We start from the raw sequence: 21,162 nt of genomic DNA on the forward strand, positions 1-21,162 counted from the left end.
CCTGCGGGGCGGGCGCCGCCGGTCCGGGCTGGTGCGCGGGCTGGCCGGCGGCCGCGCTCACGCGGTCGGCGACGCCCTGGTCCTGGGCGGGCGGCGCGTAGCGGTCGGGCTGCGGCACGGAGCCGTCGGGGTGGTGCGTCACGAGTGGTAGACCTCGCTCTCGATCCGGTCAAGGTGACGCGCGAGCTCGAGCAGCGCCGCGTCGTCGGCGGGTGGTGGTCCGTACAGGAGCTGGGCGACCTCGTCGCCCGGCCGACCCGTCGCGCGGGCGACGGCGTCGACGACGGTGGGGGCGTCGGCCGAGCGGGGCAGGCCGAGGCGGTGCGCGAGGCGGTCGGCGGCGCTCGCGCGCAGCCCCGCGGCGGCGTGGCCGCGCGCGCCCGCGCGTCGGTAGAGGCGGCCGCGGCCGCGCGTCGTCTCGGCGGCGCGCACGACGACCGGCAGGTCCTCCGTGACGAGGGGGCCGAGCCGGCGGCCGCGCCACAGCACGACCACGAGCAGCACGACGAGCGCCTGGAGGGCGACGACGCCGAACCACGGCGGCAGGGACAGGGCGGGTGCCTCGTCCCCGTCGTCGGTGAGCGACGTGTCGAACGGGTCGGGCACGAGCCACACGAGGCGGTCGTGCGCGCCGAGCGTCCAGAGCGCGAGGGCGGCGTTGCCGTCCTCGGTGATCGTGTCGTTGCGCAGGACGGCGGAGGTGTCCACCGCGCGCACGGTGCGCCCGTCGGCCTCGTGCACGAGGTAGGCGCCCAGGGACGGGTCGTCGGGGGAGGGGAAGCAGAGGACGGTCGCGTCGTCGAGCGCGACGAAGCCGACGCCGTCGGAGCGCAGCGAGCCCGCGGCCTGGGCGGCCGGGTCCGCGCAGCGCGCCGGGCGTGCCGACGCGCCGGACCCCCAGTCGTACGCGAGCTCCGCGCCGCCGTCGGTCGCGGCGGCGAGCAGGTGGTCGGGCGGGGCGACGAGCACGAGGTCCGTCGGGGTCCCGACGAGCGCGTCCACCTGCTCGTCGAGCAGGTAGTCGCCCTGCGCGACGAGGAGCGTGCCGCCCTCGTCGGCGGCGCGCACCGCGTCGGCGACCGTGCGCACGTAGGTGACCTCGACGCCCTGGTCGCCCAGCACCTGCGCGACGGCGCGCGCCCCGGCGGGGCCCGGGTTGTTCGGCGCGAGCGGCGTGGCCGACGTCGCGGGCCGAGCGAGCGCCGACAGCCCGGCGAGCAGCAGCAGCGCGCCGACGACGGCGACGGGCCAGCGCGCCCGGCGCCAGCGGCCGGCAGCGCGCGAGCGGGCGGTCGTGCCGTCGCCGACGACCGGCACGTAGGCCGTCGTCACCGCCCGCGGGTCGCCCGACGCGCCCGCGGAGGGTGCCGCGCCGGCGGAGACCGGGGTCGTGGGGGCGCTCATGCGCCGTCACCCGCCGCGGCCGCGGCGAGCTCCGCGCGCAGCGCGGGACGTGTCGCGAGCGTCCGCTCGTCGAGCGCGCGCAGGAAGGCGTCCGCCTCGGGGCCGACGGTCGCCGCGCCGTACGCGACGTCGTCGAACAGGTGGGCGCCGCGCTCGAGCCCGTCCGCGACGTCGGGCAGGCGCTCGCCCGCCGTCCGTGCGGCCTCCCACGCGGTGCGTCCGGGACGCGGGTCGAGGACCGCGCGCTCCTCGAGCGAGCGCACGACGCCGCGGAAGCGCTCGAGCACGGCGGTCGCCCAGTCGCCCCGGGCCGCCGCGGCGTCGGCGGCGGCTCGCATCTCGGCCGCGGTGCGCGCGTCGTCGTCGAGCACGACGGCGGAGGCCTTCGCGCGGCGCGACAGGCGCACCGGGCCGGCCACCCAGTAGGCGACCGCCGCGACGACGGCGACCGCCACGACGACGACCACCGCCGTGAGCGGGCCGCCGAGGTCGAGCGTGGGCGCGCCGTCGAACAGCCCTTGGAGCCACTCGAGGAACCGCTGCAGGAGCGACGGGTCCGTGCGGTACTCCGACCCGGCGAGCTCCCCGACGAGCCAGCGCCGGGCCTCGTCGGCGCCCGGCTGCACGGGCACGTCGGCCGCGAGCGACCGGACGGTCATGCGGGCGGCTGCTCGCTCGCCGCCGCGGCGAGCTCGACGTCCAGGCCCTCGCGGCGCATGCGCACGTCGATGTAGAGGAGCGCGACGATGCAGCCCATGAAGACCGACGTGAGGATCATCGAGAGCGCGACGCCGATCGCCTGCACGACGTGGTAGAGGAAGGTCTGGCCCGCCATGAGCAGGAAGGAGGAGGCGAGGCTCGCGGGGTACGCGACGATCCCGGAGACGAAGCTCATCGCCACGAGGGCGAGCAGGTAGATGCCGAACAGGCGCCAGAAGCTGCCGCGGGTGAGCAGCCACGCCCGCTTGACGGTCTGCCAGAACGGCTGCCCCTCCAGCGCGAGCGCGGGAGGCACGAGCCCGGTCCGCGTCCCGACCCAGACCATGAGCACGGGCCAGGCGAGCAGGGCGACGACGATGAGGAACGCACCGAGCCCTTCGGAGACCGCGAAGCCCGCGATGACGAGGAGCGTCGCCAGGCCGAGCGCCACGGACGCGGCCAGCCCGGTCAGCAGGGGGAAGGCGATGAGGAACCACGTGCGCCGTCCGACCTGGGACCAGACCTCGCCGACGCCGGCCTTGCGCCCGATCGCGGACTGGCCGACGGAGACGGTGAGGAGTCCCGCGATGACCGGAGCGGCGAAGAACGTCGTCACCTGGATCCCGAAGGAGCTGGCGAGCGTCGTCGCGAAGCTCTCGTCGAAGCCGGGGAACGTGGCCTCGTCGAGCACGACGTCGAAGTACTGGGCGACGTAGCCGGAGAACGCCCAGCCCAGGAAGGTCCCGAGCAGCGTCGCCACCACGACGACGAGCGCGCTCATGCCGAGCACGACCCGGGGGTTGTGACGGATCGCGCCGAACGCGCCGTCGAAGATCTCGCCGAGCGACAGCGGGCGCAGCGGGATGATGCCGGGCTTCGCGGCGAGCGGTGCGTAGGGCGCGCCCGCGAGGCCGGGGGGCGGACCGTAGCCCGGCGCGCCGTACTGCTGCTGCCCGTACTGGCCCTGCCCGTACTGCTGCTGGCCGTAGCCGGGCTGCTGACCGTAGCCGGGCTGGCCGTAGGCCGGCTGCTGGCCGTAGCCCGGCTGCTGACCGTAGCCGGGCTGGCCGTACCCCGGCTGTCCCGGAACGGCGCCCGGGGCACCCCACGCGCCGGGTGCGGGCGGCTGGTCCGTCGGGGCCTGCTGACCGGGCTCGTGTCCGGGTGCGTACTGGCCGTACCGCGGCTGGGGAGCCGGCGAGCCGGGGGCGCCGTAGCCGGGGGCGCCGTACGACGGCGCGCCCCAGCCGCTCGCGTCGCCGCCCGGACCGGGCGCGGCGGGCGGCGTGGTGCCGGGGGTCGCCGTCGGGTCGGGCGTGGCACCGTCCGGCGTGCCGGAGGTGTCGGGTGTGCTCATGTGCTCGTGGTCCCCCGCGGTCGGCTCGGGCGTCGGTCCAGGCCGCCGGGCGAGGATCGGCAACGGCGGCGAGGCCACCCTAGTACGCGGCCCTGCGCGTCGGCCGTCCGGCCCGCGCCGTCGGGGGCGCCCGCCCGCGGGTTCACCCTCGCCGCAGGCCCCGGCCGCCCCGACGAACGGCCCGTCGATGGCAAGATGTCCGCATGAAGGTTCGTGTGCTCGTGGTGGACGACGACACCGCCCTGGCCGAGATGATCGGCATCGTCCTGCGCTCCGAGGGCTTCGAACCGGTGTTCTGCGCGGACGGTGACCTCGCGCTCGAGACGTTCCGCACCACGCAGCCGGACCTGGTCCTGCTCGACCTCATGCTCCCCGGCAAGGACGGCACGGAGGTGTGCCGCCTCATCCGGGCCGAGTCGGGGGTCCCGATCATCATGCTCACCGCGAAGAGCGACACGGTCGACGTCGTGCTCGGTCTCGAGTCGGGCGCCGACGACTACATCTCGAAGCCGTTCAAGCCCAAGGAGCTCGTCGCCCGCATCCGGGCGCGCCTGCGCCGCACCGAGGAGCCCGCCCCCGAGCACCTGTCCATCGGCGACGTCGAGATCGACGTCACGGGGCACCGTGTGTCGCGCGGCGGCGAGCAGGTGTCGCTGACCCCGCTCGAGTTCGACCTCCTCGTCGCGCTCGCGCGCAAGCCGTGGCAGGTCTTCACGCGCGAGGTGCTCCTCGAGAAGGTGTGGGGCTACCGGCACGCGGCGGACACGCGGCTCGTCAACGTCCACGTGCAGCGCCTGCGCTCGAAGATCGAGCACGACCCGGAGAACCCGGAGATCGTCCTCACCGTGCGCGGCGTCGGGTACAAGGCGGGCGCGACGCGCACGTGAGCACGACGGCCGGCTCCGCCGACGGGCGCGGGCGAGGGCTCTGGCGTCGCGTGCGACGCCGGGCGCGCGCGACCGTCCGCCGCGTGGTCTGGCGCTGGCGCTCGTCGATGCAGCTGCGCGTCGTCACGTCGGCGCTCGTCGTCGGCGTGCTGACCGTCGGGGCGCTCGGCGCCTACCTCACCGACGCCATGCGCGACGGCCTCTACGAGCGGCGTGCCGCTGAGCTCGACCAGGAGAGCGCCCAGTCCACGCAGCAGGCGCGCCGCACGCTCGACGCGTCGCCCGCGTCGACGCCGACCGAGGCGCAGTCGCTCCTCTTCGACCTCTTCTCCATGCTCCAGACCACCGGGTCGTCGCGCGACGTCTTCCTGTGGCAGTCCGGCGGGTCGAGCACGGTCGGCTTCCTCGACCAGTCGACCGACCAGCAGCTCGACGGCCTCGTGTCGCCCGAGATGCGCGCGGCGACCGTCGCGGCGGACGGCGAGCAGTACCTCCAGTCCGTGGCGATCCCCGTCGACCCGGCGCACCCGGAGTCGTCGGGGGTGGTGCCGGGGATCGTCGTGGGCTCGACCGTCGAGGTGCCGGTCGCGGGCACGTACGAGCTCTACTACCTCTACGACCTCGAGGCGGACCAGGAGACGCTCCGCTTCCTCCAGTCGGTCCTGCTCGTCGGGGCGCTCGTGCTGCTCGCTCTCCTCGTCGGCATCACGGCGCTCGTCACGCGCCAGGCGGTGCTCCCGGTGCGCCAGGCCGCGAGCGTCGCGGAACGGCTCGCGGACGGCCGCCTCGACGAGCGGCTCCCGGTCAAGGGCCACGACGAGATGGCGTCCCTCGCGCACTCGTTCAACGAGATGGCCCAGAGCCTCCAGGAGCAGATCGGGCGCATGGAGGAGCTGTCGATGCTCCAGCGCCGGTTCGTCTCCGACGTGTCCCACGAGCTGCGCACGCCGCTCACCACGATCCGCATGGCCTCCGAGGTGCTGCACGCGTCGCGCGAGGACTTCGACCCGGTCTCGCGACGCTCGACCGAGCTCCTGCAGGCCCAGCTCGACCGGTTCGAGGACCTGCTCGCCGACCTGCTCGAGATCAGCCGGTTCGACGCCGGTGCCGCGGTCCTCGACGCCGAGCGGCGCGACCTGCGCGACGTGGTGAACGCCGCCGTCGACCACGCCGCCCCGCTCGCCGAGCGCAAGGGCGTGTGGCTGTCGGTCCACCTCGGGGACGAGCCCGTCACCGCCGACATCGACCCGCGGCGCGTCGAGCGCATCGTGCGCAACCTCGTCGTCAACGCGATCGAGCACGCCGAGGAGCGTCCCGTCGAGATCACGGTCGACGGCGACGGGCACGCCGTCGCGGTCACGGTCCGCGACCACGGGGTCGGGATGACGACCGACGAGGTCCAGCACGTGTTCGACCGCTTCTGGCGCGCGGACCCCGCACGCGCCCGCACGACGGGCGGCACCGGCCTCGGGCTCGCGATCTCCCTGGAGGACGCGCACCTGCACGGCGGGTGGCTCGAGGCGTGGGGCCGTCCCGGCCGGGGCGCGAGCTTCCGGCTCACGCTCCCGCGGCGCGCCGGGATCCGGCTCCAGTCGTCCCCGCTGCCGCTCGTCTCCGAGGCGGCGACCGGCCGCGGGCTGCCGACGGAGTGGAGCGTGCGGACGCCGGTCGTCGAGGACGTCGAGGGGACGGCGGGCCCCGCCGACCTGCCGTCGGTCACGGGCGGCATCCCCGTCGTCATCCCGCGCGACCACGCGCCCCGGCCCGGCCGGGCGACGGTGCCCGGCTCCGGCGGCGGTCCGGCCGCGGGCCCCGACGACGTCCAGGAGGGGCGATGACCACGACGGGGACCGTGCGGCGCACGACCGCGGGGCGCGCGGACCTGCGGCACCGGGTCGGGCGCGCGCTCGCGGCCGGCCTCGCGGCCCTGGGGGTCGCCGCGCTCGCGGCGTGCGCCTCGATCCCCACGTCCGGACCCGTCGTCGAGGGCGAGGCGACGCCGGAGGACCCGGGCCAGCCGTTCGTCAGCGCCGCCTCCCCCCGCCGCGACGCCTCGCCCGACCAGATCGTCCGCGGCTTCCTGGCCGCCCAGGCCCAGGGCGCGCGCGGCTCGTTCGACGTCGCGTCCGAGTTCCTCACGCGCGACGCGCAGGACGACTGGTCGCCCGTCTCCCAGGTCGCGATCCTCGAGGACGTGCCGCAGCTCGAGGTCGACGAGGCGGCGATCGAGGGCGGCACGACGACGGTCCGCGCCACCGCCGACGTCGTCGGCACCGTGGACGAGCGCGGCGTCTACACGGAGCAGGCACCCGGTCGGACCACGGAGGTCTCCTACGGCCTCGTCCGCGACGCCGACGGCCAGTGGCGCATCGACGTGGTCGACGACGGGCTGACGATCACGGCCACGAACTTCGCGCGCACCTTCAAGCAGGCGAACCTCTACTTCCCGACCCTGGACCGGACCTACCTCGTGCCCGACGCCCGCTGGTTCCCGAGCCGGAACTGGCAGGCGCTCGCGGTCCGCGAGACGCTGCGCGGCCCGGCGGACTGGCTCGCGGGGTCCGTCGCGACGGTCGCGCCCGAGGGGACCTCGCTGAGCATCGACTCCGTCCCCCCGGTGGAGGGCAGGGTCGCGGTTCCCCTCACCGATCCGGTGACGGCGGCGTCGCCGGCCGACCGCGCGATGCTCATCGCGCAGCTCCAGGCCTCGCTCGGCGTGCCCGTCGACATCACGGTGGGCGTGGGCGGCTCGGAGCTCTCGGCCGACACCGTCCCCACCATCGGCGTCGCCACCACGCCCGACGAGCCGGTCGTGCTCTCGGGCGACCAGATCATGAGCCTGGAGGGACGGACGACGCGGGCCGTGCCGTCGGCCGCGCCGCTCGCCGGGCTCCAGCCCACCGCGCTCGCGTTCCGCGGCCGGGCCGACGACGCCACGTACGTCGTGCGGGACGGCGCCGGACGGCTCGTCACGGCACCGACGGCGGAGGCCGCGCCCGTCACGCTGCTCACCGGGACGAGCCTCGTCGCGCCGTCGATCGACCGGTTCCAGTACGTCTGGAGCGGCCCGCAGGTGCAGGCCGGGTCGCTGCAGGTCGTGGACCTGCAGGAGGGCGGCAGCGACGCGGCCGTCTCCGAGGTGGCCGCGCCGTGGCTCGACGGGCGCACCGTGATGTCGCTGCGGGTCGCGCCGGACGGCGCCCGGGTGGCCGTCGTCAGCGACTCGGGGTCCGGGGCGCAGGTGCACGTCGCGGGCATCGTCCGTGACGAGGCGGGCCGGCCGACCCAGCTCTCCGAACCGGTCCGGGTGGGGCAGCCGATCGCCGCCGCCACCCAGGTGACGTGGGTCGACCGCACGCTTCTCGGGGTCCTCGGCCGGGCGTCCGGGGAGTCCGAGGTCGTCGTCCAGCGGGTGCCCGTCGGCGGGCCGACGGTCGCCGCCTCGCCCGTCGAGGGTGCCGTCTCGCTCGCGTCGGCCACGGGCGTCAGCACGACGCTCGTCGGGACGAACGACAGCAGCCTGTACGCCGCGGGCACGTCGAGCCTCTGGACGAAGATCGCGACCGAGGTCCGCCTGCCCACGTACCCGGGCTGAGAGTCCGTCCGCGCCGGACCGCGTCGGGCGGCGGTCGACCACAGCCCTCGGTCGGCCCGTGCGTCGTCCACAGCGGCGGGTCGCCGGTGCCGGACGAGCGCGTCACCGGGCACGCTGGCCCGGTGCTCCTCGCCGCTCTCGACGACGTCGCCCGCCTCGTCCTGCCCGTCGCGTGCCCCGGCTGCGACGCGCCCGACGTCCGGTGGTGCGAGTCCTGCCTCGCGCCGTTGCGCGCCCCGCTCCGGCGGCGCGAGCGTGACGCACCGCGCCTGGACCGGCTCGACGGCGCCGCGCCCCTGCCGGTCTGGGCTCCGGCGCCCTACACGGGGCCGGTGCGCGGCGTCGTCGTCGCCTGGAAGGACCGCGGCCGGGTGGACCTCGACCGGCCGCTCGCCGACGTCGCGCGCCGCGCGGGCACCGCGCTCGGGCCGGTGCTCGGAGCTGTGCTCGGACCGGGGCGGGGCCCCGAGCTCGGTCCCGCGCTCGGACCCGGGCTCGGGGCGGTCCCGGGGGAGGGCCCCGCGGGGTGCCAGGTGCTCGTCGTCCCGGCACCCACGACGCGGGCCGCGCGGCGCGCCCGCGGCCGCGACCCCGTCGCTCTGCTCGCGCGTGCCGTCGCTGCCGGCCTCGACGCCTCGGGGACCCCCGCCCGGAGCGCCGCGCTCCTCGTGCACCGCGGGCGCGCCCGGGACCAGGTCGGTCTCGGCGCTCGGGCGCGCGGGGCCCGTCTCGGCGCGGTCGCCGTCGCGCCCAGGAGGTTCCTCGCGACCCGTGCTGGAGACGTCGTCCGACCGCTCGTCGGACCGCCCGCCGGAGCGCATCGGGGACCGGCCGGGCGGCGCCCGTCGACCGGTGCGCCGGCACCGGTCGTGGCGTGCCTCCTCGTGGACGACGTCGTCACCACGGGAGCGACCCTCGCCGCGTGCGAGAGGGCGCTGACCAGCGCGGGCGCTCTCGTGCTGGGCGCCGTCGCGCTCGCCGCGACCCCCTCGCCGAGCGAACGGCGGCGGTCTGCCGGGCAGCCTCCGTGAGGTCCGCGTCGCGGGGGCCGAAGGTCCCCTCGTTCACCTCCCGTTGGTGCTGCCGACACCCCGGACCGGGGGTTAGGCTGAGGGCCAGTCGCCGCGGACGACGGACGTGCAGGACACGTGCGCCGCCGCGCGAGCGTACCGAGCGCGCGGCCCTGCGCCGCAAGGAGGTGGTAGCCCACCGCACCCGGCAGCGGGTGCTCCTACCGAATCCGAACGAGGCGCCCGGACGCACCGGGCCGGGCGTCGCACTAGATCCTCGCGGAGGCTCACATGGAGATCGTCGTCGTCGGCAGGCACACGGAAGTGGCAGACCGCTTCCGCCGGCACGTGGAGGACAAGCTCGCCAAGGTCCAGCAGCTCGCGCCCACGGCGCAGCGCGTGGACGTCGAGGTCACCCACGAGAACAACCCGAGGCTCTCGGGGGTCCGCGAACGCGTCGAGCTCACCGTGCGGGCCAAGGGACCCGTCGTCCGCGCCGAGGCCGCGGCCGACGACCGGTTCGGCGCCCTCGACCTCGCGATGGACAAGCTCGCGGAGCGGCTGCGCCGCGCACGCGACCGTCGCAAGGACCACCGCAACCACACCGTCGTGCCGCCCGTCGACGTGCGTCCCTACGACCCGGCCACGCACGAGGCACCCCCGCCGCCGGCGCCGACCGCGCCGACCGAGCCCGGGGAGGCCGTCGAGACGACGCTCGGCGACTCGCCCGTCGTCATCCGGCAGAAGCTGCACACGGCGGAGCCCATGACGGTGGACGACGCGCTGTACGAGATGGAGATGGTCGGCCACGACTTCTTCCTCTTCGTCGACATCGAGACGTCGCGCCCGTCCGTCGCCTACCGCCGTCGCGGCTGGACGTACGGCGTCGTCGCGCTCGACACGTCCTGCGACTGCGCCGACGCCACGGTCGAGAAGAGCGCCTGACCGCACGCGACGCGCCCGGACCTCGAGGGTCCGGGCGCGTCGTGCTGTCCGGACCCGCCGCCGAACAGGCGCTCCCGGTCGGCCGAGCGGGTGGTTCTGGCGCGTCCGGCGACCGGGACGCGCCAGGACCACCTGCTCGGCGGGGGCGGGGTGCGCGCAAGGGTGGGCGTGTGGGTGGGGGCGGGCAGGATCGGGGGGTGGTCGCCACGTCGTCGAGGTCCGAGTCGATGTCCCTGTCCCAGGCGCGCCGTGTGGCGCTCGCCGCGCAAGGGCTGCACCGGGAGCGCCCGGACGGCGGCGCGGGTGCCGGGTCCGCAGGCCGTGCGCCGACGATGCGCCAGGTCCAGGGGGTCATCGACCGCCTCGGGCTCCTGCAGATCGACTCGGTCAACGTGCTCGCGCGGGCGCACCTCATGCCGCTCTACGCGCGGCTCGGCCCGTACGACACGGCGCTGCTCGACCGCGCGGCGGGCCGCGCGCCGCGTCGGCTCGTGGAGACGTGGGCGCACGTCGCGTCCTACGTGCCGCCCAGCACGTGGCCGCTGCTCGAGTGGCGCCGTCGCCGGTACCGCACGGAGGCGTGGGGCACCATCAGCGCGGTCGAGATGAGCCACTCCGAGGCGGTCCAGGACGTGCGGCGCCTCGTCACGGAGCGTGGCCCGATCACCGCGAGCGAGGTGCACGAGATCCTCGAGGCCGAGGGGCGGGCGCACCCGCGCGACCGCTCGCAGTGGGGCTGGAACTGGACGGTCGCGAAGCGCGCGCTCGAGTTCCTCTTCTTCACGGGGGAGATCACGTCCGCGCGGCGCAACGGCGCGTTCGAGCGCTGCTACGACCTCACGGAGCGCGTGCTCCCGCCGGAGGTCGTCACGGCGCCACCGGTCGCGGACGCCGACGCCGTCCGGTCGCTGCTCGAGATCGGTGCCCGCGCGCACGGGGTCGGGACGCTGCGCTGCTTCCGCGACTACTTCCGGCTCAAGGGGCCCGCGGTGCGCACGGCGCTCGACGAGCTCGTCGAGGCGGGCACCCTGCGCCCGGTGACCGTGCGCGGCTGGGACGAGCCGACCTACCTCCACGCGGACGCGGCGCTCCCGCGGCGCGCGACGGCGACGACGCTGCTCAACCCGTTCGACCCGCTCGTCTTCGAGCGCACCCGCCTCGAGCGGCTGTTCGACGTGCACTACCGGATCGAGATCTACGTGCCCGCGGCGAAGCGGGTCCACGGCTACTACGTCCTGCCGTTCCTCGAGGGCGAGGTGCTCACCGCGCGCGTCGACCTCAAGGCCGACCGCCGGGCCGGGGTGCTGCGGGTGCAGTCGGCGCACCGTGAGCAGGCGGCCGGGCCGCAGACGGCGGCGCGCCTCGCCGCCGAGCTGCACGTGCTCGGCCGGTGGCTGGGGGTGCCGGAGGTCGACGTCGCCCCGGTGGGGGACCTGGCGCCGGCGCTCGCCGCCGAGGTCGCGGCGCACTGACGTCGTCGCTGCCCTCGTCGCCGGCGTCGCCGCCCTCGCGCTCGTCCGGACCGCCGCGGCGGCGGTGGACGGGGCGCCCGGCCCGGGTGCTCCCGCCGTAGGCTGGCGGTCGACGTCGCGGGGGAGAGGTTCGTCGTCGGCGAAACCCGGACGGGACCGGCGCGGCCCCGACTCCCCTACGATGTTGTGTGACGTTGCCGACGTCCGCTGCCGTGCGCGCCCGCGCGGCAGAGCGTCGGCTCTGCTCCCGGACCACCCGGCCCGGGCACCGATCGATACGGGAGTCCTGCGTGCCTTCGATCCTCGACAAGGTCCTTCGCATCGGCGAGGGCCGGATCCTCAAGAAGCTGTCCGGCATCGCCGACCAGGTGAACAAGCTCGAGCCCGGCTTCGAGGATCTCACCGACGAGGAGCTGCGGGAGGAGACCGACCGCTTCAAGGCGCGCCTCGAGGCGGGCGAGACCCTCGACGACCTGCTCCCCGAGGCGTTCGCCGCGGTGCGCGAGGCGTCGCGGCGCACGCTCGGCCAGCGGCACTTCGACGTCCAGCTCATGGGCGGCGCGGCGCTGCACCTCGGCAACATCGCCGAGATGAAGACCGGTGAGGGCAAGACCCTCGTCGCGACGACGGCCGCGTACCTCAACGCGCTCGAGGGCAAGGGCGTCCACGTCGTCACGGTGAACGACTACCTGGCGAAGTACCAGTCCGAGCTCATGGGCCGCGTGTACCGCTTCCTCGGGCTGTCGACCGGCGTGATCCTGTCCGGCCAGACGCCCGCGCAGCGGCGCGAGCAGTACGCCGCCGACATCACGTACGGGACGAACAACGAGTTCGGCTTCGACTACCTGCGCGACAACATGGCGTGGTCCACGGACGACCTCGTGCAGCGCGGCCACCACTTCGCGATCGTCGACGAGGTCGACTCGATCCTCATCGACGAGGCGCGCACGCCGCTCATCATCTCCGGCCCGGCCTCGGGCGACACGAACCGCTGGTTCGGCGAGTTCGCCAAGGTCGTGCGCCGTCTCAACCCCGGGACGGACTACGAGGTCGACGAGAAGAAGCGCACGGTCGGCGTGCTCGAGCCCGGCATCGAGAAGGTCGAGGACTACCTCGGCATCGACAACCTGTACGAGTCGCTCAACACGCCGCTCATCGGGTTCCTCAACAACGCCATCAAGGCGAAGGAGCTCTTCAAGCGCGACAAGGACTACGTCGTGCTCAACGGCGAGGTCATGATCGTCGACGAGCACACGGGCCGCATCCTGCCCGGCCGCCGGTACAACGAGGGCATGCACCAGGCCATCGAGGCCAAGGAGGGCGTGCAGATCAAGGCGGAGAACCAGACGCTCGCCACGATCACGCTCCAGAACTACTTCCGCCTGTACTCCAAGCTCGCGGGCATGACCGGTACCGCCGACACCGAGGCGGCCGAGTTCCAGGGCACCTACAAGCTCGGCGTCGTGCCGATCCCGACGAACCGCCCGATGCAGCGCGTCGACCAGCCCGACCTCGTCTACAAGAACGAGGAGGGCAAGTTCGACGCCGTCGTCGCGGACATCGTCGAGCGCCACGCGCAGGGCCAGCCGGTGCTCGTCGGCACGACGAGCGTCGAGAAGTCGGAGCTCCTGTCGTCCAAGCTGAAGAAGCAGGGCGTCCCCCACGAGGTCCTCAACGCGAAGCAGCACGAGCGCGAGGCGGCGATCGTCGCGCTCGCGGGTCGCAAGGGCGCCGTGACGGTCGCGACGAACATGGCCGGCCGCGGTACGGACATCATGCTCGGTGGCAACGCCGAGTTCATGGCGGTCGCGGACCTCGCGGCGCGCGGTCTGGACGCGGCGGAGAACCCGGAGGAGTACGAGGCCGCCTGGCCCGACGCGCTGGAGAAGGCGAAGGCCGCGGTCGCCGCGGAGCACGACGAGGTCCGCGAGCTCGGCGGCCTGTACGTGCTCGGCACGGAGCGGCACGAGTCGCGCCGCATCGACAACCAGCTCCGTGGTCGTTCCGGCCGTCAGGGCGACCCGGGCGAGTCCCGGTTCTACCTGTCGATGCAGGACGACCTCATGCGCCTGTTCAACTCGACCCTCGCCGAGTCGATGATGAACCGCGCCGGGTTCCCCGACGACGTGCCGCTCGAGTCGAAGATGGTCACGCGCGGCATCGCGAGCGCGCAGGGCCAGGTCGAGTCGCGCAACTTCGAGATCCGCAAGAACGTCCTCAAGTACGACGACGTCCTGTCGCGCCAGCGCACCGTCATCTACGACGAGCGTCGCCGCGTCCTCGAGGGCGAGGACCTGCAGGAGCAGGTGCAGCACTTCCTCACCGACGTGGTCACCGCGTACGTCGAGGGTGCGACGACCGAGGGCAACCCGGAGAGCTGGGATCTCGAGGGGCTGTGGACCGCGCTCAAGGCGGTGTTCCCCATCTCCATCACGGTGGACGAGGTCGTGGAGCAGGCCGGCGGCGAGACGCGCCTCACGAGCGAGATGCTGCTCGAGGAGATCCTCTCGGACGCCCGCATCGCCTACCAGAACCGCGAGGAGCAGCTCGGCGCGGCGAACATGCGCCAGCTCGAGCGCCGCGTGACGCTCTCGGTCCTCGACCGCAAGTGGCGCGAGCACCTCTACGAGATGGACTACCTCAAGGAGGGCATCGGGCTGCGCGCGATGGCGCAGCGCGACCCGCTGGTCGAGTACCAGCGCGAGGGCTTCCAGCTCTTCCAGGCGATGACCGAGGCCATCAAGGAGGAGACGGTCGGGTACCTCTTCAACCTCGAGGTCAAGGTCGCCGAGCCGGGCGCGGCCACGGGCCAGGCGCCGGCGATCTCCGTCGCGGGCGCGGCGCAGGCCGCGCAGTCGGCCGCGGGCCAGGCGCTCGGAGGCGCGGCCGGTGCCGCGTCGGCCGGGGCGGCGGCCGGTCTCGCGGCGGCGGCGCAGCGCGACGCGGCTCCGACGCAGGACGCGCCCGTCGACGGCGCCCCCGTCGCGGACGAGCCGGTCGAGGACGCCTCCGTGGAGGACGCGCCCGTCGAGGACGCGCCGGTCGCGCCGGAGCCGGTGGCGGCACGTGCCGCGGCCGAGGGCCCGGGCGGCGACCGCCCTGGCACGCTCATCGCGAAGGGCCTCGACGGCCCCGACCGCCAGGTCCCGCTGTCGTACACCGCCCCGAGCGAGGACGGCACCGGCCAGGCCGTGGTGTCGGGCGACGCGGGCCGACGCTCGCGCCGCGCGCTGCACGGCGAGGCGACGGCGGTCGAGAGCGACGGCCGGACCTTCCCGGGCACACCCCGCAACGCGCAGTGCCCGTGCGGCTCCGGCAAGAAGTACAAGGTCTGCCACGGCCAGAACGAGGACTGACCGGGCACCCGTAGGCCGGGTGCCCTGACGACGACGGCGAGGCGTCCACCTGCGGGTGGGCGCCTCGCCGTCGTCGTGCCTCGGTCCGGGAAGGGCGTCGTCGTGCCCGGTCCGGGAAGGGCTCAGCCGATCTCGAGCGCGACCACGCGCCACGCCCCGCGGCGCGCCTCCAGTCGCGCCGCGGCGGCGCGGACCCGGTCCCCGTCCTGGACGACGACCGTCCCCTCGGCGACGCCGTCGCCGATCCGCAGCACCCGCGCGCGACGGACGGCGACCGGGCGGGCCGGGGTCTCGCCGGGACCGTCGGCGACGAGCCGGGCGCGCCGGGCGAGCGCCTCGTAGATCTCGGGCGACACCCATCGCGCGAGCTGTCCGACCGTGCGCTCGCCCCGGACGACCTCGACCGCCGCCCGGACCACGGCGCAGCACAGCGCGGTCGGGTCCGGCAGGGGGACGGGCGTCGTCGGGCGCCCGAGGGGACGGCCCCGGACGACGTGCTGCGGCACGCGGGCGGTCGTCGGGTCGGACACGTCGACCGCGGCGACGGTCGGGTCGCCGAGGCAGCGGAGCAGCCGCGCCGGCGGGGCGGACGGGACGCTCGTCGCGCGGAGCGGGCGGGTGCCGTCCCCGCTCGTCGGTGGGGCCGCCGGAGCGGCCGTGGGCGTCGTGGTCACGACCGGGGCGTGCGCGCCGGCCAGCAGGGGAGCGGTCATGGTGGGGCTCCTTCGAGGTCGGCGGTGGTCAGGCGAGCGGTGCGACGAGGACCTGGCCCGGCCGGACGAGGTCCGGGTCGGCACCCACCACGTGGGCGTTCGTCGCGTACCAGCGCTCCACCGCGTCCGCGACCTGGCGGTCGGTGGAGCCCGCGGGCAGGTGCCGGGCGGCGATCGACCACAGCGAGTCGCCGCGCACGACGACGACCTCCGGCGCGGCCTCCGGACCGGGCACGTCGCGCGTCACGGCCAGCGCCGCGTCGCGCTGGCGGGCGGCGTCCGGCGAGGCGGCCTCCACGGCGACCGTCGGTCTCGCGGCGCCAGAGGCCTCCGGCCTCTGGCCGACGTCGCCCGGCCCGGCGGCGTGCGTGCCTCCGGAGTCCACGGCGTCCCTCGCACCCGTGCTCTCGGCGCCACCCGACACCCCGGAGGGCGGCACGGATGACGATGGCACCGACGACGGCGGCACCGAGGTGACCGGCGCGGCCCGGCCCGGTGCGGTGTCCGCCGTGGTGCCCGACGGACCACTGGTCGCCGCCGTGGAGCCGTTCGCTGCGGCAGGCGGGGTGCCGGGCGTCTGGGCCGTCGAAGCGATGCCCTCCGACGCGGCGTTCCCCGGCACGGCGCTCTCGGTCCCGGCGCCGGCACCGCTGGGTCGCCACCCGAGGTCGACGGCCACGACGCCCGGATCGTCCGCCGAGGCCGTCGTGGCGTGCGCCGTCCCGCCGGCGAGGAGCAGGCCCGCACCGACGGTGACACCGACGGCGGCCCGCGCCGCGTGCCGGACGACACCCGGAGCCGCGCGGCGGAGCAGCCGTTCGCCTGTCGACCAGGACCGTCCGGCGGCGCGGACGGCGACGCAGACCAGTGCGACCAGCGCGCTGAGGGCCACCCAGAGGGCCGCCAGCGCGCCGATCGACACGGCGCCGAGCTCGACGAGGGGCTCCACACGATGCGTCGGGAGCGCGGGAACCAGGTACACCGCCCGGAGTGACAGGACGGTCGTCGCGCCGCCCAGGACGAGGACGAGCGCGAGGAGGACGAGCAGACCCCCGGCTCGTCCGGGTGCAGCAGTACCCCGGTCCATCGATGCCCCCTTGCCTGCCGTCGCGCACTCGACGGCCTTTGATGTCGTTTGACGTCGTTTGATGACGACAGGCCCGATCTAATCGGTCGGGACCGGCGCCTGTCCAGGGCCGTCCCGTGATGTGGACGACCGAGGGGGCGGGGAGGTGGCACCCCGCTACGGTGTGCCGATGCGATGGGACGCCCTGTTCGACGACCTCGCGGCGCAGCTCGCCGCAGCGGAGTCGCAGGACCGCGTCGCGGCCGTGGCCGACCTGACGCGGGCCGAGCACGCGACGGTCTCGCTCGCCGAGCGGCTGCGCGCCGCGCCGGGGGCCGTGACGCTCGACCTGCGCGACGCGTCCGCGGTGACCGGTGAGGTGCGGGAGGTCGCGCAGGAGTGGACGCTCGTCGCCGACGGCCGCCGCCAGCACCTCGTCCCGCTGGGCGCCGTCGTCGCGGTGCGCGGCCTCGGGCGGCACGCCGACCCGCCGCGCTCGTCCCGCTCGGCGACGCTCGGTCTGGGGCACGCCCTGCGCGCGCTCCAGCGGGACCGGAGACCGGTCCAGGTGCGGACGAGCGCCGGGTCGTTCTCCGGGTGGGTCGCTCGCGTGGGGAAGGACCATCTCGACCTCGAGCCGTCACCCGGCAGCGCGCACGGCGCGCGGGTGGTCCCGTGGTCCGCCGTCGTGTGCGTCAGCGACGCGGAGTCGGGGTTCGTGCCGAGGTGAGCACGCGGCAGGGGGAGCCGGGGGAGCGGGCACGCCGTCGCACGACGGCGCGGGGACGCGCCACGGGGCGGCGGAGGCGCGACGGCGTGCCGTCAGCCGTCGAAGTCGCCCGCCTCGATGCGCTGGCGCGTCTGCGCGTACATGCGCTGGATGTACGCCTCGAGCTCGCTGACCTCGACCCGCCACTGGCCGCGACCGCCTACCTGGATCGCGGGCAGCTCTCCCGAGCGGACGAGCGCGTACGCCTGCGCCGCCGAGATGTTGAGCTCGTCTGTGACGTCGGCGAGGGTGAGGAACCGCTGGGGCATGGCGTCAGTCTGGCACGCACGAGCCCCGGAGAGGTGCTCGTCCACAGGCCCTGCCACGCACCCCGCCGAGCGGGGATCATGAAGCCGCGGCACGGGCGACGTGCCGACCACCGAGGGGGAGATGGATGACGACGACCGTGGAAAGACCCGTCCCGGGGGCGACGACGCCCCCGCCCGCCGCGCGGCTGCGGCGGCCGGGCTGGAAGGACCCGCGGCTCCTCGTGGGGGTCGTCGTGGTGGCGCTGTCCGTCGCGCTGGGGTCCTGGGCCGTGAGCAGCGCGAGCCGGACGGTCGCGGTGTACGCGGCCGGGACGCCGCTCACGCCCGGCACGACCGCGGGCGCGGCCGAGCTGCGCACCGTCGAGGTCCGGCTCGGCGCGCAGACCGACCGCTACCTGCTCGTCGAGGACGGTCTCCCGGACGAGGCGGTCGTCCTGCGGACGGTCGCCGCGGGCGAGCTCGTGCCGGCGGCGGCGGTCGGCGCCGCCACCGACCTCACGGTGCGTGCGGTCGCGGTGCCGGTCACCTCCGGTCTCTCGGAGCGGATCGTGGCCGGCGCCGACGTCGACCTCTGGCACGTCCCGGAGGCCGCCGCCGCGCCGTCCCCGGACGCTGCGCAGGACGCCCCGGACGGGCCGGGCGCCGTGCCGGAGATGCTCGTCGGCGGCGTCACGGTCGCGCAGGTCGACGAGGGCGAGGGCACGCTCGTGGTCGGCGGACCGGTGACGGTGCACCTGCTCGTCGAGGTCGACGACCTCCCCGCCGTGCTCGCCGCCGTCGCGGGGGAGGGCACCCTCGCGCTGGTCCCGGTCGGCGGTGCGGGGTGAGCGGCGCCACCACGGTCACGACGGTCCTGTGCGCGGTCCGCGGGTCGCGCGAGGCGGAGGTCGTCACGACTCTCGACGCGTCGGGGCTGCGGGTGACGCGGCGCTGCGCGGACGTCGTCGAGCTGCTCGCCGCGGCGGCCGCGGGGGCGGGGCGGGTCGCCGTCGTCTCGCACGACCTCCCGGCGCTGGACCGGCAGGCCGTGGCCGAGCTGCACGCGCACGACGTCCGGGTCGTCGCGCTCGCCCCCGGGGGCACGTGGGAGGAGGACCGGCTGCGGGCCCACGGGGTGGACACCGTGGTGGACGTGGACCGGTCCCCGGGCACCCTGTGCGACGCCGTCCGGGCGGTCGTGCCGGCGCGCACCGCGCACGCGGGCCCGCCCGGCGCGCCCGCCCGGGTCCCGGCGCCCGTGCCGGCCGACGGCGAGGGCGACCGGCGCGACGGCCGGACCGTCGCCGTCTGGGGCCCGACCGGGGCGCCGGGCCGCACGACCGTCGCGACGAACCTGGCCGTCGAGCTCGCGGGCCCGGCACCCGCGGGGCGGGCCCGGCGGCGCCGCGCCGGACGCCGCGAGGCGGAGGTCGACGCGCCCGCGACGACCACCGCGGCACCACCGGCCGAGGTCCTGCTCGTCGACGCGGACACCTACGGCGGGACGGTCGCGCAGCGCCTCGGGCTGCTCGACGAGTCCCCAGGGCTCGCGGCCGCCGCCCGCAGCTCCGGGCAGGGCGTGCTCGACGCCCCGGGCCTGCTGGCGCTGGCCCCGGTGCTCGTGCCCCGGGTCCGCGTCCTCACGGGTCTCGCCCGTGCGGCGCGCTGGCCCGAGCTGCCGGGCCCGTCGCTCGACGCGGTGTGGCAGGTGGCACGGTCGGTCGCGGACTGGACGGTCGTCGACTGCGGTTTCGGCATCGAGCAGGACGAGCTGCTCAGCTACGACACCCGCGCCCCGCAGCGGCACGACGCGACGCTCAGCGCGCTGGGGGCGGCGGACGTCGTCGTGGTCGTGGGCGGCGGCGACCCGGTCGGGCTCCAGCGCCTCGTCCGCGCGCTCGACGAGCTGGGGGACTCCGGGGCGGCGGCCGCCGCGGCCCGGGTCGTCGTCGTGAACCGGGTGCGGGCGAGCGTCGTCGGGCCCCGGCCCGAGCGCGCGGTGCGCGACGCGATGGCGCGGTACGCCGGCGTCGAGGACCTGCACGTCGTCCCGGAGGACGCCGCGGTGGACGCGGCGCTCCGGGAGGGGAGGACGCTCGTCGAGACCGCTCCGGCGAGTCCCGCCCGGCGCGCGCTCGCCCGCCTCGCGGAGCACGTGCGCGAGGCCGTCCCGTCCGGGCGTGGTGCGGCGCCCGGTCCGGTGCTCGAGGCGGCACACTGAACCCATGCGCATCTATCTCCCCGCGACGCTCGACGAGCTCGACGCCGTCACCGTGACCGCCGACGCCGCCCGCTGGACCGTCGCCCCGCGCGGCGCCCACGCCGTGACCGCCGCGTTGACGCGTGCGCTGCCCGACGAGGACGAGGAGGGCCTCGAGTACGCGGCGGCGCTCGAGGCGGCGGACGACTCGCTCGCGCTCGTCGCTTCGCGCCCGGACGCGCCGCGGCAGCGGCTCGTCGTCACGCTCGAGGTGCCCGACGGTGCGGTCCAGGTCGTGGGGGCCGAGGACTCCGACGACGAGGACGCGCCCGCGCCGAGCGCGGTCGAGGTGCTGCGGACGGTGCCCGACGTCGCGATCGTGTGCGTGCACGTCGACGAGCCGGAGGCGGTCGCGGACGTCGAGGCCGTGCTCGCCGCGGCGGACGACGACGGGCCCGACGCGGACGCCGCGCTCGACGCGGCCATCGAGCGCGTGGGCGAGCGCGACCTGCTCTGGTACGACTGGTCCGAGCTCAAGGACGTGCCGCGCGGCTGACGCCGGGGCGACCCCTGGGCGGACCGGGGCGAACCCCGGACGGACCCGCGGCGCCGCCGGGGCGACGAGCGCCGTCAGCCCAGGCGGCCCAGCACCTCGTCGTGCAGCAGGCCGTTCGTCGCGACCGCGTTCCCGCCCCACGGGCCGTCGGCGCCGTCGAGCGACGTGAACCGCCCGCCCGCCTCGGTGACGATCGGGACGAGCGCGGCCATGTCGTAGAGCTCGAGCTCGGGCTCCGCGGCCGCGTCGACCGCTCCCTCGGCGACGAGCATGTACGACCAGAAGTCGCCGTAGCCGCGCGTGCGCCACGCGCCGCGCATGAGGTCGAGGAACGGCTCGAGCTTCCCGCGCTCCTCCCAGCCGTCGAGCGACGCGTAGGCGAGCGACGCGTCGGACCACGACGAGACGCCCGAGACGTGCAGGCGCGACGCGGCGGCGAGCGACTTGCCCGTCCACGCGCCGGTGCCCTTCGAAGCCCACCAGCGGCGGCCGAGCGCGGGCGCCGACACGAGCCCGACGACGACCTCGTCGCCGTCGGCGAGCGCGATGAGCGTGGCCCACACGGGCACGCCGCGCACGAAGTTCTTCGTCCCGTCGATCGGGTCGACGATCCAGCGCCGGGCTCCGTGGCCCGTCTCGCCGTACTCCTCGCCCACGATCGCGTCGCGGCCGCGGGCCCGGCCGAGCTGGCCGCGGATGATCTCCTCGGCGGTGCGGTCGGCGTCGCTCACGGGCGTCGAGTCGGGCTTGGACTCGACGTGCAGGTCGAGCGCCTTGAAGCGCGACAGGGTGTGGGCGTCGACCTGGTCGGCGATCACGTGGGCGAGGCGCAGGTCGTCGTCGTAGCCGCGCGTCGAGGGGGGCGTCATGGCTCACACCGTAGCG

The 21,162-nt window shown here is 75.9% G+C and carries 18 protein-coding genes and 1 pseudogene; 12 read left to right on the forward strand and 7 right to left on the reverse strand.

What is annotated here, in order from left to right; all coding sequences use genetic code 11:
* Window positions 1-138 precede the first annotated feature (138 nt).
* Genes AC3WT4_RS10960 through AC3WT4_RS10970 form a run of 3 tightly spaced genes read right to left on the reverse strand, consistent with a single transcriptional unit; the run spans window position 139 to window position 3,460 of the window.
* Complete coding sequence (locus AC3WT4_RS10960; RefSeq protein WP_492315443.1) at window positions 139-1,404, reverse strand: DUF4350 domain-containing protein; 1,266 nt, start codon at window positions 1,402-1,404, stop codon at window positions 139-141.
* Entirely contained in the window at window positions 1,401-2,063 is a 663-nt protein-coding gene (locus AC3WT4_RS10965) for a DUF4129 domain-containing protein (protein ID WP_492315444.1), read from the reverse strand. The genes AC3WT4_RS10960 and AC3WT4_RS10965 overlap by 4 nt, the downstream gene beginning before the upstream one ends.
* The gene (locus tag AC3WT4_RS10970; RefSeq protein WP_492315445.1) at window positions 2,060-3,460 is read right to left on the reverse strand and encodes a DUF7847 domain-containing protein; all 1,401 of its coding nucleotides are present in this window, start codon (window positions 3,458-3,460) and stop codon (window positions 2,060-2,062) included. The genes AC3WT4_RS10965 and AC3WT4_RS10970 overlap by 4 nt, the downstream gene beginning before the upstream one ends.
* 203 nt (window positions 3,461-3,663) lie before the next feature.
* Between AC3WT4_RS10970 and mtrA the strand changes: the two genes are divergently transcribed.
* From mtrA to AC3WT4_RS11010, 8 genes and pseudogenes are all read left to right on the forward strand, one after another.
* Window positions 3,664-4,347, forward strand: coding sequence for an MtrAB system response regulator MtrA (gene mtrA, locus AC3WT4_RS10975; protein ID WP_034655451.1), 684 nt, complete (start codon window positions 3,664-3,666; stop codon window positions 4,345-4,347).
* Window positions 4,348-4,454: 107 nt separating this feature from the next.
* A complete protein-coding gene (mtrB, locus tag AC3WT4_RS10980; RefSeq protein WP_083385205.1) occupies window positions 4,455-6,185 on the forward strand; it encodes an MtrAB system histidine kinase MtrB in 1,731 nt (576 codons plus the stop codon).
* Entirely contained in the window at window positions 6,182-7,942 is a 1,761-nt protein-coding gene (locus tag AC3WT4_RS10985; protein WP_074807603.1) for an LpqB family beta-propeller domain-containing protein, read from the forward strand. Before mtrB ends, AC3WT4_RS10985 begins: the two co-directional genes overlap by 4 nt.
* Window positions 7,943-8,064: 122 nt before the next feature.
* Window positions 8,065-8,973, forward strand: coding sequence for a ComF family protein (locus tag AC3WT4_RS10990; RefSeq protein ID WP_492315446.1), 909 nt, complete (start codon window positions 8,065-8,067; stop codon window positions 8,971-8,973).
* Window positions 8,974-9,243: 270 nt separating this feature from the next.
* Window positions 9,244-9,897: a ribosome hibernation-promoting factor, HPF/YfiA family gene (gene hpf, locus AC3WT4_RS10995; RefSeq protein WP_074807601.1), complete on the forward strand. Its 654-nt coding sequence runs from the start codon at window positions 9,244-9,246 to the stop codon at window positions 9,895-9,897.
* Window positions 9,898-10,124: 227 nt separating this feature from the next.
* The gene (locus tag AC3WT4_RS11000) at window positions 10,125-11,369 is read left to right on the forward strand and encodes a winged helix-turn-helix domain-containing protein (RefSeq protein ID WP_074808394.1); all 1,245 of its coding nucleotides are present in this window, start codon (window positions 10,125-10,127) and stop codon (window positions 11,367-11,369) included.
* Window positions 11,370-11,659: 290 nt separating this feature from the next.
* Window positions 11,660-14,156: pseudogene (gene secA, locus AC3WT4_RS11005) on the forward strand (preprotein translocase subunit SecA); the annotation flags it as partial.
* 407 nt (window positions 14,157-14,563) lie between these two features.
* Complete coding sequence (locus AC3WT4_RS11010) at window positions 14,564-14,725, forward strand: SEC-C metal-binding domain-containing protein (protein WP_492315471.1); 162 nt, start codon at window positions 14,564-14,566, stop codon at window positions 14,723-14,725.
* Between the two features lie 122 nt (window positions 14,726-14,847).
* On the opposite strand, the gene AC3WT4_RS11015 is transcribed toward AC3WT4_RS11010, so the two are convergent.
* Window positions 14,848-15,438 carry an Rv3235 family protein gene (locus AC3WT4_RS11015; RefSeq protein WP_257419422.1) on the reverse strand — a complete coding sequence of 197 codons (591 nt, stop codon included), beginning with the start codon at window positions 15,436-15,438 and terminating at the stop codon, window positions 14,848-14,850.
* A 28-nt stretch (window positions 15,439-15,466) separates the two neighbouring features.
* Entirely contained in the window at window positions 15,467-16,525 is a 1,059-nt protein-coding gene (locus AC3WT4_RS11020) for a LysM peptidoglycan-binding domain-containing protein (protein WP_492315447.1), read from the reverse strand.
* A 169-nt stretch (window positions 16,526-16,694) separates the two neighbouring features.
* On the opposite strand from AC3WT4_RS11020, the gene AC3WT4_RS11025 reads away from it, so the two are divergent.
* Window positions 16,695-17,234: a hypothetical protein gene (locus tag AC3WT4_RS11025; RefSeq protein ID WP_108051123.1), complete on the forward strand. Its 540-nt coding sequence runs from the start codon at window positions 16,695-16,697 to the stop codon at window positions 17,232-17,234.
* A gap of 92 nt (window positions 17,235-17,326) precedes the next feature.
* Here the strand turns inward: AC3WT4_RS11025 and AC3WT4_RS11030 are convergent, their stop codons facing one another.
* Window positions 17,327-17,542, reverse strand: a complete 216-nt coding sequence (locus tag AC3WT4_RS11030) for a helix-turn-helix domain-containing protein (RefSeq protein ID WP_061269161.1) — start codon at window positions 17,540-17,542, stop codon at window positions 17,327-17,329.
* A gap of 125 nt (window positions 17,543-17,667) precedes the next feature.
* On the opposite strand from AC3WT4_RS11030, the gene AC3WT4_RS11035 reads away from it, so the two are divergent.
* From AC3WT4_RS11035 to AC3WT4_RS11045, 3 genes are read left to right on the forward strand one after another with little or no spacing between them, the layout of a single operon-like run.
* Complete coding sequence (locus tag AC3WT4_RS11035; protein ID WP_108051119.1) at window positions 17,668-18,369, forward strand: hypothetical protein; 702 nt, start codon at window positions 17,668-17,670, stop codon at window positions 18,367-18,369.
* Window positions 18,366-19,742, forward strand: coding sequence for a CpaE/TadZ family protein (locus AC3WT4_RS11040; protein WP_492315448.1), 1,377 nt, complete (start codon window positions 18,366-18,368; stop codon window positions 19,740-19,742). The genes AC3WT4_RS11035 and AC3WT4_RS11040 overlap by 4 nt, the downstream gene beginning before the upstream one ends.
* 4 nt (window positions 19,743-19,746) lie before the next feature.
* A complete protein-coding gene (locus AC3WT4_RS11045) occupies window positions 19,747-20,277 on the forward strand; it encodes a DUF6912 family protein (RefSeq protein WP_043655874.1) in 531 nt (176 codons plus the stop codon).
* Between the two features lie 74 nt (window positions 20,278-20,351).
* Here the strand turns inward: AC3WT4_RS11045 and hisN are convergent, their stop codons facing one another.
* The gene (hisN, locus tag AC3WT4_RS11050) at window positions 20,352-21,146 is read right to left on the reverse strand and encodes a histidinol-phosphatase (protein WP_021482063.1); all 795 of its coding nucleotides are present in this window, start codon (window positions 21,144-21,146) and stop codon (window positions 20,352-20,354) included.
* Window positions 21,147-21,162: the final 16 nt, after the last annotated feature.

This window comes from Cellulosimicrobium sp. EB106-03-01-XG111, assembly GCF_058792115.1.

What these genes read in the sequence shown, in the direction of transcription:
- AC3WT4_RS10965 (WP_492315444.1), bottom strand. Translation starts at nt 2,063, where the DNA reads ATGACCGTCCGGTCGCTCGCGGCCGACGTGCCCGTGCAGCCGGGCGCC.
- AC3WT4_RS11025 (WP_108051123.1), top strand. Translation starts at nt 16,695, where the DNA reads ATGCGATGGGACGCCCTGTTCGACGACCTCGCGGCGCAGCTCGCCGCA.
- mtrB (WP_083385205.1), top strand. Translation starts at nt 4,455, where the DNA reads ATGCAGCTGCGCGTCGTCACGTCGGCGCTCGTCGTCGGCGTGCTGACC.
- hisN (WP_021482063.1), bottom strand. Translation starts at nt 21,146, where the DNA reads ATGACGCCCCCCTCGACGCGCGGCTACGACGACGACCTGCGCCTCGCC.
- AC3WT4_RS11000 (WP_074808394.1), top strand. Translation starts at nt 10,125, where the DNA reads ATGTCCCTGTCCCAGGCGCGCCGTGTGGCGCTCGCCGCGCAAGGGCTG.
- hpf (WP_074807601.1), top strand. Translation starts at nt 9,244, where the DNA reads ATGGAGATCGTCGTCGTCGGCAGGCACACGGAAGTGGCAGACCGCTTC.
- mtrA (WP_034655451.1), top strand. Translation starts at nt 3,664, where the DNA reads ATGAAGGTTCGTGTGCTCGTGGTGGACGACGACACCGCCCTGGCCGAG.
- AC3WT4_RS10970 (WP_492315445.1), bottom strand. Translation starts at nt 3,460, where the DNA reads ATGAGCACACCCGACACCTCCGGCACGCCGGACGGTGCCACGCCCGAC.
- AC3WT4_RS10960 (WP_492315443.1), bottom strand. Translation starts at nt 1,404, where the DNA reads ATGAGCGCCCCCACGACCCCGGTCTCCGCCGGCGCGGCACCCTCCGCG.
- AC3WT4_RS11015 (WP_257419422.1), bottom strand. Translation starts at nt 15,438, where the DNA reads ATGACCGCTCCCCTGCTGGCCGGCGCGCACGCCCCGGTCGTGACCACG.
- AC3WT4_RS11045 (WP_043655874.1), top strand. Translation starts at nt 19,747, where the DNA reads ATGCGCATCTATCTCCCCGCGACGCTCGACGAGCTCGACGCCGTCACC.
- AC3WT4_RS10985 (WP_074807603.1), top strand. Translation starts at nt 6,182, where the DNA reads ATGACCACGACGGGGACCGTGCGGCGCACGACCGCGGGGCGCGCGGAC.
- AC3WT4_RS11020 (WP_492315447.1), bottom strand. Translation starts at nt 16,525, where the DNA reads ATGGACCGGGGTACTGCTGCACCCGGACGAGCCGGGGGTCTGCTCGTC.
- AC3WT4_RS11035 (WP_108051119.1), top strand. Translation starts at nt 17,668, where the DNA reads ATGACGACGACCGTGGAAAGACCCGTCCCGGGGGCGACGACGCCCCCG.
- AC3WT4_RS11030 (WP_061269161.1), bottom strand. Translation starts at nt 17,542, where the DNA reads ATGCCCCAGCGGTTCCTCACCCTCGCCGACGTCACAGACGAGCTCAAC.